Origin of the sequence: Glaciihabitans arcticus (assembly GCF_004310685.1) — a bacterium.
Classification (GTDB): Bacteria; Actinomycetota; Actinomycetes; order Actinomycetales; family Microbacteriaceae; genus Conyzicola; species Conyzicola arctica.
On the sequence record NZ_SISG01000001.1, the window covers coordinates 618,010 to 633,901 of the forward strand.

Here is a 15,892-nt window from a genome sequence, read left to right on the forward strand (position 1 = left end):
GAGAGCCCCTATCCTTCTAGTGGCCGCCACCGTGGGTGTCGACAGCACAGGGGAGTGACATGACGAGCGCGTATTTCAGCTACCACTTTGCACAGGATGCGGTTCGGGCGTCTGCTGCCCGTCGCGTTATGGGCCTCGAAGCGGACGAGCCGATCAGCCCCGTCGCCTGGGAAGAGCTCGGCTACGGCGGAGAGAACGCCGTCACCCGCTGGGTCGCCGAACGTATGCGCGGCAAGGACTGCGTCGTCGTCTTTGTCGGGGCCCAGACCTCACTGCGCAAGTGGGTCAAGTACGAGATCAAGGAAGCGTGGGAGTCCGGTCGCGGCATCATCGGCATCGATGTGCACCAGCTGCTCGACAACCGCGGCAAGCCGGGCAAGCCCGGCAAGAACCCGTTCGAGCAGTTCGCCTACGGCGGGGTCAACCTGTCGACGATCATCAAGGTGCACCAGCCCCTCGGTGACACGCAGGAGGAGCGCCTCGCCCACATCGCGGCGAATGCGCCGATCTGGGCTGCGAATGCGGTTGCTGCTCGTCGCGTTCCTGTCGCCTGATCTGAGACATGAACGGCAAGTTCGACGTCAAGCGCGACGCCCTGTTTAAGCCGCCTGTCGGCCGCTTCGAGATAGTGGATGTCCCGTCCGCCGCGATCCTGGCGATCGACGGTCACGGCGACCCGAACACGTCGCCCGCCCACGCGGCTGCGGTTGGGGCCCTGTACGCGGCGTCGTACGCGATCAAGTTCGCGAGCAAAGCCGCCGGACGCGACCTGGTTGTCGCTCCGCTCGAGGGGTTGTGGTGGTCGGAGAACCCGTCCGAGTTCGCTTCGCTCGCGAAGGCCGACTGGCTGTGGACGATGTTCATCCGGCAGCCGGAGTGGATGTCCGCGGCGGAGATCTCGTCTCTGCTTTCCACTGCCGCTGCCTCGAAGAAGAACCCGGTGATCGCGCAACTGCGGTTCGAGACGTTCGACGAGGGGCGCGTCGTGCAGACGATGCACGTGGGTTCGTACGATGACGAGGCGCCGGTCATCCACCGCCTGCATCACGAGTTTTTGCCGGCCAACGGCCTGGTCGAGCGCGGCAAGCACCACGAGATCTACCTCGGCGACCCGCGTCGTGTGGCGCCCGAGAAGCTGCGGACGATTCTGCGGCAGCCGGTGTCGCCGGCGTAGCCGGAGGCAGAGTTCGGCCGCGCATCAGGCAGCCACCATCGTCGCCCGCTGTTTGCCGAGCAGGCGCCAGGTCTGGCTCGGATCGAGCCACGGCGGCGCGAGCAACCAGGGCCGCCCGTCGCGCATCTCCATGCGAAACCTCGAGCTGTGTAATCCGTGGTGATGAGCCGGACACAACAGCACACCGTTGTCGATATCGGTCGGTCCGCCATTGCTCCACTCGACAACGTGGTGGGCATGGCACCAACCGGGTGGAGCCGTGCAGGACGGCCACACGCAGCCGCCGTCGCGAACCGCGAGTGCGCGACGCTGCGCCTTGGTAAAGAGCCGCCGAAGCTCGCCGAGGAGGAGCACCTCGCCGTGCTCGCCGAGCACCACCTGCTGCAGGCCGCCCTCGCAGATCAACTCCTGGATGCCATCGAGTGACACGGGCTCGCCCACGTCGTCGAGCCAGCCGACACCTGTGCCCTTCTCAAGGTCGGACGCAGAAACGACGGCCATAACCGAAGCGGTAGGGCGGTAGCCGATGTCGGTCTCTGTTGCGGTACGGACTCCTGCCGTGACGAGACCCATGATGATGTCAAAATGCCGCTGCTCGCGTGAGCGCGGATCGTCGAATGCGGGTTCGCCATCCGTCTCGTCGCAATCTCCCTCGGCGAAGAATTGGAGCTTCGGTGTGCGGTGTCGCTCGCTGAGAGCTGCCCGTAGCAAGGCTGCATTCACAGGGTCGGCGACCCCACTGAACGGAGTCATACCGTCGACCTCGCGCCCGACGCGGAAAGCTCGCGCCTCACGAAGCGCCTCATCGCGGGGACGCGCTCCGTCGGGGTCGAGGGCTTCACGCCACACCCGCGCCTGGACGGCGACGATCTCGGAGGGTTCGTGGGTCGCGGTCTCGACGAGCGCGATCTCGGCCGCCGTCACCAGCTCGGGCTCGGGCCGCGTTCCGTCGGTTCGGGGTCGATCGGCCTGCGCCAGAATGCGCACGATAGTGCTCGCTGCATCCACTCCCAGATCGCCGCCGAGCATGGCACGTGCGACCTCGGGGAACGCGGGCGGCAGCTGTTCCCCGGTGAGACCCGCGCGGGGCCGGATCGCGATGCCCAGCCGTGTGCGCCGCGCTGCTTCGGCAGGGGAGACGCGGGTGATGTTCTCGACGAGATGTGCACCGCGACTGAGACCGTGTCGCTGTGCCAGACCATCGCGACCGAGTTCGTAGCGCGAGCGGTCATCGATCTCAGCAGCGGATGTCGCGCGCAGTGCATCCACCAGCCGCCCCGCATGCTCGACAGCGCCCGCCAACGAGCAGAGTTCGTCGTCGGCCAGCCCCGTGATCGGCGCGCTCGAGACCTCGGCAAGCAGGGATATCGCCTGCGCGAGGAGAGGGGCTGATCGGTTCATGCGGATACAGTGACAGCGACCGCCGACATTTCTTTTGTGCAGGTCAGAATGCGATTTATTCGGTGGAAAGCCTGTCGTGACCCAGCCCTGTGGAGGAGAAGAGGGCTACTTGAACGACACGCTCCAGGTGCCGTCGGCGCCCAACTCGATGAGCGAGCGACCGGCGGGCCAGTCGGCGGTGCCGCTGTAGTCGCCGACCTCATTGACGACGAGATCCGTGTTGTCGCCGAAGCTCCAGATGACGAAGTTGCTGTCGCCGGCGTGGTCGAGCGCGACCGTGCCGGCCGGTCCCTCGTACCAGAACACCGTGTCACTTGTGCCGCTCGCACCCTCGGGACCGATGGTCGGCAGGGTGTCGAGGTCGCGCAGAGTGATCGTCCAGTCGCCGGAGCCCTGCACGGAGAATCGGTTGATCGGATCCTCGAACTCGGCGTTCACGAGCACCGTGCCGGCGTAGTCGCCGCGGCTGTGCGCCACGGTGCGCACGAGGGCGCCCGACTCGTCGGCACCGGCGACGAAGAAGCCGCTTTCGCCGACGTAGCTCAGGGTGGCGACGGCGATGCTGTCGGTGCCGCCGGGCAGTTCGAGGTCGACGATCGCGTCGCCGGTGCCGGTGTAGACGACCGCGCCGTCGGCACCCGTGATACCGGGAGCCGCGGGAGGGGCGGTCGGGGTGTAGCCGCCGTAGGCGCCGCTCGGCGCAGGGTCGGGGTCGTCGGCACGGATATCCGCACGCTCGAGCGAGCCCGTAGCGGCGACGAAGATGATGGCGCCGATGATGGCCAGGGCCAGCGCGCCCAGACTGATGATGACGCCCCACGGCTGCTTGCCGGGAGGCACGACCGGCGGAGGAGCCTGCGTGTATGCCGGAGCGGGTGTTGGGGCCGGCTGCTCCCAGATGCTGGGCTCGGGCTCCTCGATCGGGGCCTCCCAGTACGTCGGGGGTTGCTGTTCGAGGGGCGTGGCCAGGAGCCGGCTGGGCCTGGGTGGTTCGAGGGCGGGAGCTGTGGCATCCGGAACCGGCTCGGACGGCGGCGTCTTCTTGCGAGACTTCGGGGCGACCGGAGTGGGGGCGGACGGCGGCACCGGAATCGGTGGCGGGCCGTGCGTGTAACCGGTGGTGTTGTCCGTGTCGTCGGCCATCGTGTCCTCCCGGGTACGGATTCAACGGTAGCTCACCGGGTCAGGTGCCGAGCACCTCGCGGTGGCGGCCATTCGTGCTGGAAACGATCTGCCGGTGCAGTCGGGGTACCGAACTCCAAACCTGCTAAACTCACAAGGTTGCCGTCTAACGGCCGCGGATCAAGAGAGCTGACACATCAGGTGAACAGCACCGCGCAACGAACGAAAGGGGCCATCTATGCCACTCGCACCAGATGCCAAGAAAGCGATCATCGACGAGTACGCCACTCACCCTGGTGACACCGGAAGCCCCGAAGTGCAGGTCGCAATGCTGACCGCGCGCATCAAGGACCTCACCGAGCACCTCAAGGAGCACAAGCACGACCACCACTCACGTCGTGGACTGCTTCTGCTGGTTGGCCAGCGTCGCCGCCTTCTCGGCTACCTGTCCGACGTCGACATCAACCGCTACCGTGCGCTCATCGAGCGTCTCGGACTGCGTCGCTAGTCGAAGGTTTCGATACGGCCCTAGCGGGCCTACTCAACCAGCGTCGATAGACGGGCCGTCACCTTCGGGTGGCGGCCCGTTCTTCATTTAAGTTCGGGATGTCGCACATGACAAACTTGTGGGTATGAAGAACCTCGGCACGATCATCGGCGTCATCCTCGCGATCGTGATCGCCTGGTGGCTGGTGAACGTGCTGTTCGGCGTTATCTACTTCGTCGTTAAGGTGATCATCGTGCTGTTCGTGGCCGTGCTTGTGTTCTTTGCGTTGCGGGGGCTGCTGGCGCGATCCAGCGACTAGTTCAGCTGCACTCGGGATTCTCGCAGTCGAAGTGCACCTTGTCGATGCGTGTCGCCACGCCGACGACAATCGCGCGGAAGTCCGCCTCGCCCATGCCCTGGCGGGATGTCATCACCGTTCGCTCCACGAGGTTTCCGCGCTGAAGGTCGAAGACGTAGGTGCGGGAGTCCGGCGATGACACCACCCAGCCGACGACACCGATGCTGTCCGGCACCTCGAGCGCAGGCGCCAGGGAGACGGTATTCAGCCGGCCGTCCGGGCCGGTGAAGCTTGTGCATCCACGGATCTCGCGATCGAGCTGAACCAGATAGCTTTCCGCGAGCTGCGACGTCGCGAATATGCGATTCGACTGCACAAAGGTCGTCGTGTCATGGGCATCGATGTGGCCCGGATCCGTATGGAGTACTTCGCGGTCCGGAGTCGCTTCTCCGCTGATGTCCAGGTTGATCGGCATGAGCGGCGCCGTGGCGAAACACTGCTCCGGCGTGCTTCCGCTTGCGCGCCACTGGTCCAGACCCTGAGCGTGGGCGTCTGCGACGGAGCCGTACCACCAGTTGTCCTCGTTGACGCCGACCAGGCCATTGTTCTCCAGCTCGATGGTGGATGGGGACGGCGCACTCAACGCGTAGTAACCGAAACACTCCCACTCGCACACTGTCGGAACCTTGGCGCGGGGAGGGGCGGGATCGCCCGACAGAAGTGGCTGTTCCTCGCCGTATTCCATGAAGTCGATGTCGTCGGTCGGGCCCGGCTTCGGCTCCTCCTCGACGTAGTCGTCATCGTCGTAGAGGCCCTCATACGGGTCTGCTGAGACCACGAGCGAAGAGATCGCAGTGCCGAGCAGTGAGAAGCCGAGACCCAGGCCACCAGATATGAGCGCCACGACCGCGATGACTATCGGGGCGAAGAAGCGGTGCTGCCGTTTCGGCGCACTCTCGATCTCGGGGCGTGCAACCTGCACGTGAGAGGGCTCGACAGAAAGCGGCTTCTCGGGCGGCACAAAACTCACAGGGCTCCAACGCTGGGCGGTTGAGATCAGGGTAGCGCGCCGCAGGTTTCGATACGGCCGCGGGCACTCGGTCGCAGGCTCCCTCGGCGCTGGGGTCGCGCAATCGCTGGCGCGATTGCCTAAGCTCCACCGCGCTCAACCAGCGAGGTTGGTGCGAGGCGCCGTGATGATCGCGCGCAGCTGGTCGAGCGGCAGCTTGGGCTCCCGCGCGTCTGTCACCAGGCCGTTGGTCTCCTGGCCGGTATCGGTGAGCTGGGTGTAGCAGAACCCGGCGAGAACGGGGCTTGAGAGCGTGGCATCCAGAACCGCAGAGAGCCGCGAGGCGAAATCGGCGGCAGACGAAGCGGTCGAGTAGCCCCACGAGTCATCACCCTGGGGCGCGAACTTGATGCCGCCGAACTCCGTCAGCATGATGGGCTGCCCGCGGTCGGGCTCGGTGCCGAGGCGCATGCGTCGGCCGGCGGGTCCAAGCCCATCGAAGATGGACGAGGCGGATGCGTAGCGCGCGCGCAGCACGTCCCCGGACGACTCGTAGTCGTGCACCGACCAGATGTCGGAGTCGAGGTGCTCCCAGCCGTCATTCGACACAACAGGACGCGTGGGGTCGAGCGCCTTCGTGAGGTGCCAGAGGGCGCGAACGTAATCCCGAACCGCGGGGTCGTGGGCGATGTGCTGCACCCCCCAACTCTCATTGAAGGGCACCCAGGTGACGACGCTCGGGTGTGACGCATCGCGCTGGATGACGTCCGCCCACTCCGTCATCATCCGACGAATCGCGGTCGCGGAGAACTCGTAGGCGCTCGGCATCTCCTCCCAGAGCAGCAGCCCGAGGCGGTCGGCCCAGAACAGGAAGCGCGGATCCTCGATCTTCTGGTGAACGCGCGCCGCGTTGAAGCCGAGATCCTTGATGAGCTGCACCTCCGCGCGCAGGGCGTCGGCCGACGGCGCCGCTAAGTGCGAGCTCGGCCAGTAGCCTTGGCTGAGCACCGATCGCAGGTACACCGGTCGGTCGTTCAGCATAAAGCTGCCCCGCTCGACCGCGACACTGCGCAGCCCGAAGTAGGAGTGCACCACGTCGCCGCTGCCCAGCGTGATCATCGCGTCGAGCAGGCGGGGGTGGTCCACGCTCCAGAGCAGCTGCTCGTAATCCTGCCCGTTCCTCTGCCGCTGCAACGGGATGACGAGCTCCACGTGATCCGACTCCACCGTGACGCTCTGGTTCGCGAGCTCCACACCGTCGAACGAGACCCTGACATTCGCCGTGTGGCTAGCGCGCTGGCTCAGATCGAGCTCGAGACGCACGGTACCGGAGGGCACGTCGGGCCGCCAGGCAAGCGTCTTTATCGACACGGATGCCACGTGCTCGAGCCACACCGGCTGCCAGATGCCCGACGTGCGGTGGTACCAGACCTCGTGCGGTTCGAGCTTCCAGTCCTGTTTGCCACGGGGCTGCGCGACGTCGAGGGGATCATCCTCGACCCGCACGACCAGCTGTTGCTCGCCCTCGACGAGCGCGGTGGTCACATCGAAATCGAACGGGGTGTTACCGCCCTCGTGTGAGCCGAGCATGATGCCGTTCAGCCAGACCGAGCAGCGGTAGTCGACGGCGCCGAAGTGCAGCACGGTACGCGGCTCGGCATGCGGTTCGACCGTGAACGCGTGGTGATACCAGAGCACGCGGTGGAAGCCGGTGTCGCCGATGCCGGAGTCGGCGGACTCGGGCGGGAAGGGCACAACAATGGGGGAGTCGAAGCCGCGCGAGTCGTGCCATCCGGCGGCGAGGCCAGCGTCGTCATCGTCGAAGCGGAGAGTCCAGCTGCCGGAGAGATCCACCCAGTTCTCGCGCATAAGCTGCGGTCGCGGGTACTCGCCGCTCTGCTGGCTGGCGCGCACGGCGGCGTGGATCGGCTGAGCTCCATCGTTCTGCATGTCAATAGTGTGCCGCAATTTTGCAGCGCTGTAAATCCGGAAACGCGGCTCAGTGCTCGGGCGCGCTCTCGCGGGCCACGAGCGAGTACGGCGCGATGCGGTGCCGACCGAGGCCGGAGAAGCCGGCGATGCGCTCCTCGAGCATGTCCAGGGCGCTCGTCGCGATCAGGGTCGTGTCGGGCGCGATCGTCGACAGGGTCGGATGGGTGAAGGCCGCCATCGAGATGTCGTCCCAGCCGATGATCGCGACGTCTTCGGGAACCCTCAGGCCGAAATCCTGCACCGCTCGCAGGGCCCCGATTGCGGCAAGGTCGTCCCGGCAGACGAGAGCGTCGAAGGTGAGTCCCGAGCTCAGCGCGCGGGTGACGCTTGCCGCGGCATCCCGTGCACTGATGGTCTCGCTCGACAGCAGCAGCTCCATCCGCACGGGGATCCCCGCGCGCTCGAGCGCCTGTTGGAAGCCCATGAGCCGGTACTTCGAGGTCGTCGACTGGTCGTACTCCTCGTGGCCGACGAAACCGATCGAACGGCGACCCATGCCGATGAGGTGCTCGGTGGCCTCCTGGGCGGCCGCCGTGTTGTCGATCATGACGTGGTCGACACTGAGCGGGGCGGGGCCTTCGCCCAGTAGAACGAGGGGCACGTCCTCCCGGTGCTGCGCGATCTCCAGCGAAGTCATGCGCGACGGCTGGAAGATGACGCCGTCGACGAGACCGGCCTCGCGAGTGGAGACGATCGCCCGCTCGCTCTCGATGGTGCCATTGGTCTGCTCGAGCAGCAGGCGGTACCCGCGCTGGCCGGCGAGCTCAGCGATGATGCGGGCGAGCTCGGCGAAGTAGGGGAGGCTCACGTCACTGAAGGCGAGGGCGAGCATGCCGGTTCGGCCCGTCGCGAGACGGCGGGCCGATAGGTTGGGCCGGTAGCCGAGCTCCTCGATGGCCGCCTCGACGCGGGCCCGCATCGCCGGGCTTACGTGCGGATAGTCCCGCACCACGTTCGAGACGGTCTTCATGGAGACGCCGGCGAGCTTGGCGACATCCTGAAGGCGCACTGCGGCCATGGGCGGAACTCGATTCGATCGGTGGGGCGGCGAACGCCCCGGCGATACCACTGTAGCGAGCAACCTGCCAGTCATACCAGCGCGCTTGACGGACGGATTACAGCGCTGTAAATTGAGCCGGAGCCGCCGGGACGAAAGTCGAGGTGGTCACAGCACGGTCTGACGAACCGCCCGCCGCCCCCGCGGCTACACCTCAAAGGAGAGCACTGTAATGAAGAGAACCCCGCTGCGCGCCCTCGCTGCAGCCACCATCATCGGCCTCGGGATGTCACTCGTCGCCTGCGCCGGAGGATCGCCCGCCGGCAGCGACAGCGTGCGCGCCGACGCCGAGTACGACGGCCCCAAGGTCGAGATCACCTTCTGGAACGGCTGGACCGGTGGCGCTGCCCCCGTGCTCGTTCCCAAACTCATCAAGGAGTTCAACGACTCCCACGACAACATCGTCGTGAAGGACAACGCACTCGAGTGGGCCAATATCGCCTCCAAGATGCCGCTCGCGATCAAGGCCGGCAAGGGTCCGGATGTCGCGGTGCTGCACGGTGACGATGTGGCAACCTATGCCGCTCAGGGCCTCCTGCTCAAGACCGACGAGGTCGTCGACGCTCTCGGATACGCCGAGGACAACTTCCCCGAGGGTCTGATGGCCGCGGGCAACTACAAGGATGCGCAGTACGGCGTGCCGTGGAGTGTCACCCCGCTCGGCTTCTACATCAACAAGGATGTGCTGAAAGAAGCGGGCATCGATCCCGAGACCGTTCCGACCGACCAGGAGAGCTACCTCGAAGTGCTCGAGGCGCTCAAGGCCAAGGGCATCCAGGGTGAGTGGGTCGACGGCTACGTCTTCACCGGTACTTTCGAATTCCAGTCGCTGCTCTGGCAGTTCGGCGGCGACCTCTACAACGAGGACGTCACTGAGGCCACCTTCAACTCCGAGGCCGGCGTCAAGGCGCTGACTTGGATGAAGGAGCTCATCGACAAGGGCTACAGCCCCAAGGATGTCGCGCAGGACGGCAACATCAACGCCCTCATCGGCGGCAAGACCGCGTTCAACTGGAACGGTGTCTGGCAGACCACGAACGAGGCTCTGCAGGCCACCGACTGGACCGCGGTTCCCGTTCCCCAGATCGGAACCGAGAAGGCCGTCTGGTCGAGCTCGACCCACTGGGTCTTCCCGGCCAACAAGGGCCAGGACGCCGACAAGTCCGCCGCCGCCGCGACCTTCGTAAAGTGGATGAATGACAACTCGGCCGACTGGGCCTCGACCGGCGAGCTGCCCGCGCAGAACGACGTTCGCGAAGACCCCGCGCTGCTCGAGACCTACCCCGCCCTCGCGCCGTTCCTCGAGGAACTCGAATACGCGCACTTCGAGACCGTCTCTCCCGGAATCACCAACGCCATGGCTCAGGTCACGGTCGGTGTGAACGAGGCGCTGCTCGGCAAGAAGTCGGTGAAGGACGCACTGGATGACGCGGCCGCCAAGGCGACCGCCCTGCTCAAGCAGAACAAAGCGCAGTACGGTGACTGAAACCGCCGTCAAGCTGTCTTCCCGCGGGGGCCCCGGCCCGCGCGGGAAGGCGGGGCGGCCGGTTCGCAGTAAGCCGGTGGGGCGCAGAAGCGCCGTCGCGTACCTCTTTCTCGCGCCGTTCCTCATCCTCTTCTCTGTATTCGTGCTCGGCCCCGCCATCTACGGCCTCTGGATCAGCCTGCACATCTGGAACCCGCTCCTCGATGACCACCCGTTTGTCGGTCTGCAGAACTACATCGACCTCTTCACTCCCGGATCGCTCACCTCGGGTGACTTCTGGAAGAGCATGGGCGCCACCGGCATCTTCACGGTGGCGAGCGTTCCGTTGCTCCTGGTGATCCCGCTCGGGATCGCGATGCTTCTCAACAACAAGGTGCGGGGCGGCTCGGTGTTCCGCGGCATCTTCTTCGCCCCCTACGTGCTCGGTGTCGCGGTCATCAGCGTGCTGTGGCGCTACCTGCTCGACCCGCAGCTCGGTGTGGTGAATGCGCTCATCGGCCAGGACATCCCGTGGACCGTGCAGGTGCCGTGGGCGTGGATCTCGCTCGTCGGCATCACCGTCTGGTGGACCCTCGGGCTCAACACGATCATCCTGCTCGCCGGGCTCAAGGGCATCAGCGCCGAACTCTACGAGGCAGCCGCCATTGACGGTGCCGGTCCGTGGCGCAAGTTCACGAGCGTCACCCTGCCGGGTCTCCGCCCGGTGATGACCTTCGTGGTGACCGTCACCATCCTCGCCTCGGCGAACATGTTCGGGCAGGCCTACCTGATCACCAAGGGCGGTCCGGGAACGGATACCCGCACGGCGATCATGTACATCGCCGACCAGGGCCTCACCCAGAACCAGATGGGCGCGGCAACCGCCATGAGCTACCTGCTGTTCGCGGTGCTCGCAGCGGTCAGCGTTCTCAACTTCCGGCTGCAGAGGGACAACACATGAGCGCGCTCGCACCGACAAAGCGCCGGGGTCTCGCCCAGCGCACCAATCCGCTGGTCTACGTCGGCCTGTACCTGGTGTCGCTCGTCATCGTGCTGCCGCTGCTCTGGATGTTCCTCACCTCGTTCAAGACGGACTTCGACGCGATCAGTTCGCCGGCGAACCCCATCCCGAACCCGTTCACCGTCGATGCCTACGTGACGCTCGCGGGCGGAAGCCAGCCGATTCTGACCTGGTTCTTCAACAGCGTGATCGCGGCGACGGCGCAGACCCTCATCATTTTGGTGACGGCCTCGGCGGCGGCGTACGCGCTCGCGCGGCTCGAGTTCGTGGGCAAGAAGATCGTCTTCGGCGTGATCATCGCGACGCTGCTCGTGCCGGGCGTCATCTTCCTGATCCCGAACTACCTGATCGTGCAGAACCTGGGCTGGCTCGACTCGCTGTGGGCGATCATCATCCCCGGTTCCGCTGGAGCTTTTGGTGTGTTCTTCCTGCGGCAGTTCTTCATCTCGCTGCCCGCCGAGATCGAGGAGGCCGCACGGGTCGATGGCGCGGGGGACTTCCGCATCTTCTGGCAGATCGTGCTGCCGCTGTCGCGCCCGGCTCTCGCCACGCTCGCGGTGCTGAGCTTCCTCACCAACTGGAACGACTTCATCTGGCCGATCTACGTACTGCTCAGCCCCGAGAACCTGACCCTCCAGCCCGGTCTTGCGGTGCTGCAGGGCACCTACTCGACGCACTTCGGCATCGTGATGGCTGGAGCGGTGATCGCGTCGGTTCCGGTGCTGATCCTGTTCACGCTCGCGCAGAAGCAGATTGTCGAGAGCGTCGCCAATTCGGGGATCAAGGGATGACGCGGGCCGCGCTCGCGCTCGGATTGTTCGCGATGTTCGCGCTGGCGGGCTGCGCAGCTCCGGCTGCCGCTCCTGCCGAGTCGTCCGCGCCAGGGTTCGCGATCGACGCCGACTTCCCGGATCCGGATCTGCTCGAGGTCGACGGCACCTTCTACGCCTACGCTACGAACTCGGCGGCGGCGAACGTTCAGGTGGCGACCTCGACGGATCTGCTGTCCTGGGAGCAGCTCGACGTCGACGCGCTTCCTGAACTGCCCGAGTGGGCGATCCGCGGGAAGACCTGGGCGCCGGAGGTCACTGCTCTCGCCGACGGCTCCTTCGCGCTGTACTTCACCACCGCGCAGGCGACGCCGTCCGCGCAGTGCATCGGGGTCGCGGTGTCGGCGGATCCGCTCGGCCCGTTCGAGCCGGTCGGCGATCCGCTGGTCTGCCCGGTCGAGGACGGTGGCGCGATCGACGCCTCGACCTTCCTCGACGATGACGGCACGCTGTTCCTCGTCTTCAAGAACGACGGCAACTGCTGCGGCAAGGACACCTGGCTGCAGGCGGCACCGCTCTCGGCCGATGGGCTCACGCTGTTGTCCGAGCCGACCCGGTTGGTCAAGCAGACCGAAGCATGGGAGGGCAACCTCGTCGAGGCGCCGACGCTCGTGAAGCACGGCTCGAAGTACGTGTTGTTCTATTCCGCGAACGACTACGGCGGGGAGTCGTATGCGACCGGTTACGCCACGGCGGATTCGGTGCTGGGACCCTGGACGAAGCACGGCGAACCGCTCATGACCACCGACCTGAGCGGCGGGGTCTACCTCGGCCCCGGCGGCCAGGACGTGATCGCCGGTCCGGATGGCGACGTCATCGTCTTCCACTCCTGGGACGAGAACTTCATCCAGCGCGGTATGAACGTGCTGCCGCTGACGTGGGTGGATGACGAGCCCGTGGTCTTCGCGGGTTGAGTAGGCGCTCCAGCGCCGTATCGAAACTGCGCCAGCAGGTTGAGTAGGCGCTCCAGCGCCGTATCGAAACCCCGACCGCCCTCAACCCGATCTGCACTGCCGCTGCCGCCGCACCTGAAAGCGTTCGTGTTAAACAGGACCACAACGCGCACCGAAAACAGGACCGGACGTGCACCGAGAACAGGACCGCCGCGTTGACCGGCAACGGTTGCGTTCGGGGTGGAGGCGTCCTGTTGACGGGTCCGATGTTTGTCCTGTTTAACACGAACGTTTCAGGGGAGGATCCCGCAGGTGGAGCGCGGGGCGCTCAAGCCGGTTTCGATACGGCCGCGGGCGGCCTACTCAACCAGCCAGGCCTCAACCAGCCAGGCCTCAACCAGCCAGGCCTCAACCAGCGTGGGCTAAGCAGTGCCAACTAGTCAGCGCGAGCCTGCACACGCTCGACCAGCTCGCGCCACGGGCCTTCGAGGCGGGACTCGGGCAGGGTGATCCGCCGACGGGAGACTCGCACGATCCAGACGTAGCGGTCGGGGGTGGGCTCGAGCCGGGGGCGGTCGTCCCAGGGGAGGCGCGAGAGCAGGGGCATCCACTCAGACGAATCGGCCGACGAGGAATCGACGAACACCGTCCACTCGCGGGTCAACCCTGCAAAGCCGCCGCTGCGTCGCACCGTGATCTTCACAGCACGCCCACCGTCTCCCACGCCCCGGTGACCACCTCTGCATCGTCGCCGGCCAGCGAGACGGTGAGTGCCGCAAACTCGGCAAAGGATGACGTCGCCGACAGCGAGCCCGACGTGAGCGCCGAGTACCACAGCTGCCCCGGCCGCTCCCACGCGTTGCCGCCGATCGCGGTCGCGACCAGGTAGAACGCACGATTCGGGATGCCCGAGTTGAGGTGCACTCCGCCGTTGTCGTCGCGGGTCACCACGAAGCCGTCCATGTGATCCGGCTGCGGATCCTTGCCGAGCACGTCATCGTCGTACGCGGTGCCCGGAGCCGACATCGACCGCAATGCCGAACCCTGCACATCTTCGGTGAAGATGCCCTCGCCGATCAGCCAGCTCGCCTCCGCCGCCGACTGCCCGAGTGAGCGCTGCTCGACCAGGGCGCCGAACACGTCGGAGATGGACTCGTTGAGCGCCCCCGACTGCTCCGAGTACGCGAGGTTCGCGGTGTACTGGGTGACCCCGTGGGCGAGCTCGTGGCCGATGACACTCAGCGAGCGGGTCATCCGGGTGAAGACCACGCCGTCGCCATCACCGAACACCATGCGCTGGCCGTCCCAGAACGCGTTGTCGTAATCCTTGCCGAAGTGCACGGTTGCGAGCAGCTCCAGGTTATCGTCGTCGATCGATGCGCGCTCGAACTCGAAGCGCAACAGGTCGTGGGTGTGGCCGAGCCCCTGCCAGGCCTCGAGCACTGCATCGTCCGTGCCGTCGGGCTCTGACGACGCCACAACATCGCCCGGGAGCTGCTCGGTGCCCCGCGCATCGAAGATGGTGCGCCGGGCATCCTGCAGCTGACGGGTAGTGACGCTTGGCCGCGGGGGAGCAGTCGTCGGCGGAGCTGCCTCGCCCATTCGGATGCCCCGCAGCGGCTCGTCGAGCAGCAGCGACCTGCGCGCAGCCTCAGCGGCCGGCGCGAACGCGGGGTCGTCGAGCTGGGCAAGGTGACGCAACAGGTACGGGGGAACGATCGAGCACTTCATGCCCACCATGCTCGCACCGGCCCCTGACAGCGCTACTTGTTCTTGCGGGCGCGCTTCTTCTGCAGCTTCAGCGCCTTGCGGTCAGCGCGGCGAGCCAGCTTCGCCGAATCGAGAATGCCCTTCGTCTGGGCGAGGGATGTCGCGTGCAGCGCGAGCCCCGCCCTCTTGAGCGCGGCCTCCTGCTCCTCGCGCGTGCCGCGCGACTTGGCTTTCTTCTCGGCAGCGGCAGCCTTCTTCTCCGCCGCGGCGTTCTTCTTCTCCTCGTCGGCGATCTCCTGCGAGACGCCGACCGGGTCGACCTGTCCGCGCAGCGCGCGACCGGCCGCCACGTCCTTGCGGTGCTGCTTCGCCGCCTTGTCGCTCACCTTGGTGTCACGAGGCGGCAGCTGGATGTGCTCCTCGGCCGCAATGCCCGCCTGCAGCTCGCGACCCCGTTCGAGTTCGGCGTCGAGCTCGGCACCGAACAGCAGGGCGAGGTTGGAGATCCAGATCCAGAGCAGGAAGACGATGACACCGCCGATCGAGCCGTACGTCTCGTCGTAGCTGGAGAAGTTGGCGGCGTAGAACGCGAAGCCCGCAGAGGCGATCACCCAGACGAGCAGGGCCACCAGGGCGCCGAGGCTCATCCAGCGGAACTTCGGCTGCTGCACGTTCGGGGTCGCGTAATAGAGGAGTGCGACGACGAGCGCCGCGAGCACCGCGAGGATCGGCCACTTGACGATGTTCCAGACGAGGAGCCCGGCCCCGCCCACCCCGATCGTCGCCGCGACGTTTTCAGCGATCGGACCGCTAACCACGAGCAGCACGGCCGCGATCACGGCGAACAGGATCGCGACCACGGTGACGCCGAGGGTGATCGGGCGCAGCTTCCACACCGGGCGACCCTCCTGGATCGCGTAGATGCGGTTCATCGCGCGGGCAAAGGCTCCGACATAGCCGCTCGCCGACCACAGCGCACCCGCGATACCCACGAAGAGTCCGAGTCCGGCCGCGGGCGCCGAGGCGATGCTCTCGATCGGCTCGCGCACGGCTTCGAGGGTGTCCGCTGGAACGAGCCCGCCGACCAGGTCGAGCAGCGCGTCCGTGGTCTGCTGCGGGTCGCCAAACAGGCCGAGCAGCGACACGAAGGCGAGCAGGGCGGGGAACACGGCGAGCACCCCGTAGTAGGTGAGGGCTGCCGCGAGGTCGGTGCACTGGTCGGCGGTGAACTCGCGCAGAGTCTTGAGGCCGACGTACTTCCACGACGGCTTCTCGATCTCGGTCAGCGAGTCCGGCTTGCGCGGGTCCTCGGGATCGGGTGCGGTCTTCGCTCGGGTGCTTGCGCGCTGTCCGGTTTCTTCAGCCATCCCAACACGCTACGGACACCGTGCGCACTGACGCGACCCACACGGGCGACGCTGGGGCAACGTACA

General features: G+C 66.3%; 16 protein-coding genes. 8 read left to right on the forward strand and 8 right to left on the reverse strand.

Going from position 1 to position 15,892, the window contains the following annotated elements:
- Positions 1 to 59 precede the first annotated feature (59 nt).
- Both EYE40_RS02825 and EYE40_RS02830 read left to right on the forward strand, forming a co-directional pair.
- On the forward strand, positions 60 to 554 hold the full coding sequence (locus EYE40_RS02825; RefSeq protein WP_130980527.1) for a TIR domain-containing protein: 495 nt from the start codon (positions 60 to 62) through the stop codon (positions 552 to 554).
- An 8-nt stretch (positions 555 to 562) separates the two neighbouring features.
- Complete coding sequence (locus EYE40_RS02830) at positions 563 to 1,174, forward strand: GyrI-like domain-containing protein (protein WP_130980528.1); 612 nt, start codon at positions 563 to 565, stop codon at positions 1,172 to 1,174.
- A gap of 24 nt (positions 1,175 to 1,198) precedes the next feature.
- Here the strand turns inward: EYE40_RS02830 and EYE40_RS02835 are convergent, their stop codons facing one another.
- A complete protein-coding gene (locus EYE40_RS02835) occupies positions 1,199 to 2,575 on the reverse strand; it encodes an HNH endonuclease signature motif containing protein (RefSeq protein WP_130980529.1) in 1,377 nt (458 codons plus the stop codon).
- A gap of 105 nt (positions 2,576 to 2,680) precedes the next feature.
- On the reverse strand, positions 2,681 to 3,718 hold the full coding sequence (locus EYE40_RS02840) for a hypothetical protein (protein WP_130980530.1): 1,038 nt from the start codon (positions 3,716 to 3,718) through the stop codon (positions 2,681 to 2,683).
- A 217-nt stretch (positions 3,719 to 3,935) separates the two neighbouring features.
- Between EYE40_RS02840 and rpsO the strand changes: the two genes are divergently transcribed.
- Together rpsO and EYE40_RS15485 are read left to right on the forward strand one after the other, a co-directional pair.
- A complete protein-coding gene (gene rpsO, locus EYE40_RS02845; RefSeq protein WP_130980531.1) occupies positions 3,936 to 4,205 on the forward strand; it encodes a 30S ribosomal protein S15 in 270 nt (89 codons plus the stop codon).
- A 124-nt stretch (positions 4,206 to 4,329) separates the two neighbouring features.
- On the forward strand, positions 4,330 to 4,503 hold the full coding sequence (locus tag EYE40_RS15485; protein ID WP_193554473.1) for a hypothetical protein: 174 nt from the start codon (positions 4,330 to 4,332) through the stop codon (positions 4,501 to 4,503).
- A 1-nt stretch (position 4,504) separates the two neighbouring features.
- Here EYE40_RS15485 and EYE40_RS02850 read toward each other — a convergent pair whose 3' ends face one another.
- The 3 genes from EYE40_RS02850 to EYE40_RS02860 form a co-directional block, all read right to left on the reverse strand.
- Entirely contained in the window at positions 4,505 to 5,464 is a 960-nt protein-coding gene (locus EYE40_RS02850; RefSeq protein WP_130980532.1) for a hypothetical protein, read from the reverse strand.
- A 183-nt stretch (positions 5,465 to 5,647) separates the two neighbouring features.
- Positions 5,648 to 7,441 carry a glycoside hydrolase family 2 protein gene (locus tag EYE40_RS02855; RefSeq protein ID WP_130980533.1) on the reverse strand — a complete coding sequence of 598 codons (1,794 nt, stop codon included), beginning with the start codon at positions 7,439 to 7,441 and terminating at the stop codon, positions 5,648 to 5,650.
- A 49-nt stretch (positions 7,442 to 7,490) separates the two neighbouring features.
- The gene (locus tag EYE40_RS02860; RefSeq protein ID WP_130980534.1) at positions 7,491 to 8,501 is read right to left on the reverse strand and encodes a LacI family DNA-binding transcriptional regulator; all 1,011 of its coding nucleotides are present in this window, start codon (positions 8,499 to 8,501) and stop codon (positions 7,491 to 7,493) included.
- Positions 8,502 to 8,712: 211 nt separating this feature from the next.
- On the opposite strand from EYE40_RS02860, the gene EYE40_RS02865 reads away from it, so the two are divergent.
- From EYE40_RS02865 to EYE40_RS02880, 4 genes are read left to right on the forward strand one after another with little or no spacing between them, the layout of a single operon-like run.
- Positions 8,713 to 10,026, forward strand: coding sequence for an ABC transporter substrate-binding protein (locus EYE40_RS02865; RefSeq protein ID WP_130980535.1), 1,314 nt, complete (start codon positions 8,713 to 8,715; stop codon positions 10,024 to 10,026).
- The gene (locus EYE40_RS02870; RefSeq protein ID WP_130980536.1) at positions 10,019 to 10,966 is read left to right on the forward strand and encodes a carbohydrate ABC transporter permease; all 948 of its coding nucleotides are present in this window, start codon (positions 10,019 to 10,021) and stop codon (positions 10,964 to 10,966) included. Before EYE40_RS02865 ends, EYE40_RS02870 begins: the two co-directional genes overlap by 8 nt.
- Positions 10,963 to 11,817, forward strand: coding sequence for a carbohydrate ABC transporter permease (locus EYE40_RS02875; protein WP_130980537.1), 855 nt, complete (start codon positions 10,963 to 10,965; stop codon positions 11,815 to 11,817). Before EYE40_RS02870 ends, EYE40_RS02875 begins: the two co-directional genes overlap by 4 nt.
- On the forward strand, positions 11,814 to 12,770 hold the full coding sequence (locus EYE40_RS02880; RefSeq protein ID WP_240034686.1) for a glycoside hydrolase family 43 protein: 957 nt from the start codon (positions 11,814 to 11,816) through the stop codon (positions 12,768 to 12,770). Before EYE40_RS02875 ends, EYE40_RS02880 begins: the two co-directional genes overlap by 4 nt.
- Positions 12,771 to 13,185: 415 nt before the next feature.
- Here EYE40_RS02880 and EYE40_RS02885 read toward each other — a convergent pair whose 3' ends face one another.
- The 3 genes from EYE40_RS02885 to EYE40_RS02895 are packed head-to-tail and all read right to left on the reverse strand — an operon-like array spanning position 13,186 to position 15,826.
- Positions 13,186 to 13,452 (reverse strand): protealysin inhibitor emfourin, encoded by a 267-nt coding sequence (locus EYE40_RS02885; RefSeq protein WP_130980538.1) that lies wholly within the window; start codon positions 13,450 to 13,452, stop codon positions 13,186 to 13,188.
- Complete coding sequence (locus EYE40_RS02890; RefSeq protein WP_130980539.1) at positions 13,449 to 14,480, reverse strand: M4 family metallopeptidase; 1,032 nt, start codon at positions 14,478 to 14,480, stop codon at positions 13,449 to 13,451. Before EYE40_RS02890 ends, EYE40_RS02885 begins: the two co-directional genes overlap by 4 nt.
- A gap of 32 nt (positions 14,481 to 14,512) precedes the next feature.
- A complete protein-coding gene (locus EYE40_RS02895; protein ID WP_204742208.1) occupies positions 14,513 to 15,826 on the reverse strand; it encodes a YhjD/YihY/BrkB family envelope integrity protein in 1,314 nt (437 codons plus the stop codon).
- Between the last annotated feature and the right edge of the window lie 66 nt (positions 15,827 to 15,892).

Coding starts and splice junctions, on each gene's coding strand:
- EYE40_RS02825 (WP_130980527.1), top strand. CDS start 60: ATGACGAGCGCGTATTTCAGCTACCACTTTGCACAGGATGCGGTTCGG.
- EYE40_RS02830 (WP_130980528.1), top strand. CDS start 563: ATGAACGGCAAGTTCGACGTCAAGCGCGACGCCCTGTTTAAGCCGCCT.
- EYE40_RS02835 (WP_130980529.1), bottom strand. CDS start 2,575: ATGAACCGATCAGCCCCTCTCCTCGCGCAGGCGATATCCCTGCTTGCC.
- EYE40_RS02840 (WP_130980530.1), bottom strand. CDS start 3,718: ATGGCCGACGACACGGACAACACCACCGGTTACACGCACGGCCCGCCA.
- rpsO (WP_130980531.1), top strand. CDS start 3,936: ATGCCACTCGCACCAGATGCCAAGAAAGCGATCATCGACGAGTACGCC.
- EYE40_RS15485 (WP_193554473.1), top strand. CDS start 4,330: ATGAAGAACCTCGGCACGATCATCGGCGTCATCCTCGCGATCGTGATC.
- EYE40_RS02855 (WP_130980533.1), bottom strand. CDS start 7,441: ATGCAGAACGATGGAGCTCAGCCGATCCACGCCGCCGTGCGCGCCAGC.
- EYE40_RS02860 (WP_130980534.1), bottom strand. CDS start 8,501: ATGGCCGCAGTGCGCCTTCAGGATGTCGCCAAGCTCGCCGGCGTCTCC.
- EYE40_RS02865 (WP_130980535.1), top strand. CDS start 8,713: ATGAAGAGAACCCCGCTGCGCGCCCTCGCTGCAGCCACCATCATCGGC.
- EYE40_RS02875 (WP_130980537.1), top strand. CDS start 10,963: ATGAGCGCGCTCGCACCGACAAAGCGCCGGGGTCTCGCCCAGCGCACC.
- EYE40_RS02880 (WP_240034686.1), top strand. CDS start 11,814: ATGACGCGGGCCGCGCTCGCGCTCGGATTGTTCGCGATGTTCGCGCTG.
- EYE40_RS02890 (WP_130980539.1), bottom strand. CDS start 14,480: ATGAAGTGCTCGATCGTTCCCCCGTACCTGTTGCGTCACCTTGCCCAG.
- EYE40_RS02895 (WP_204742208.1), bottom strand. CDS start 15,826: ATGGCTGAAGAAACCGGACAGCGCGCAAGCACCCGAGCGAAGACCGCA.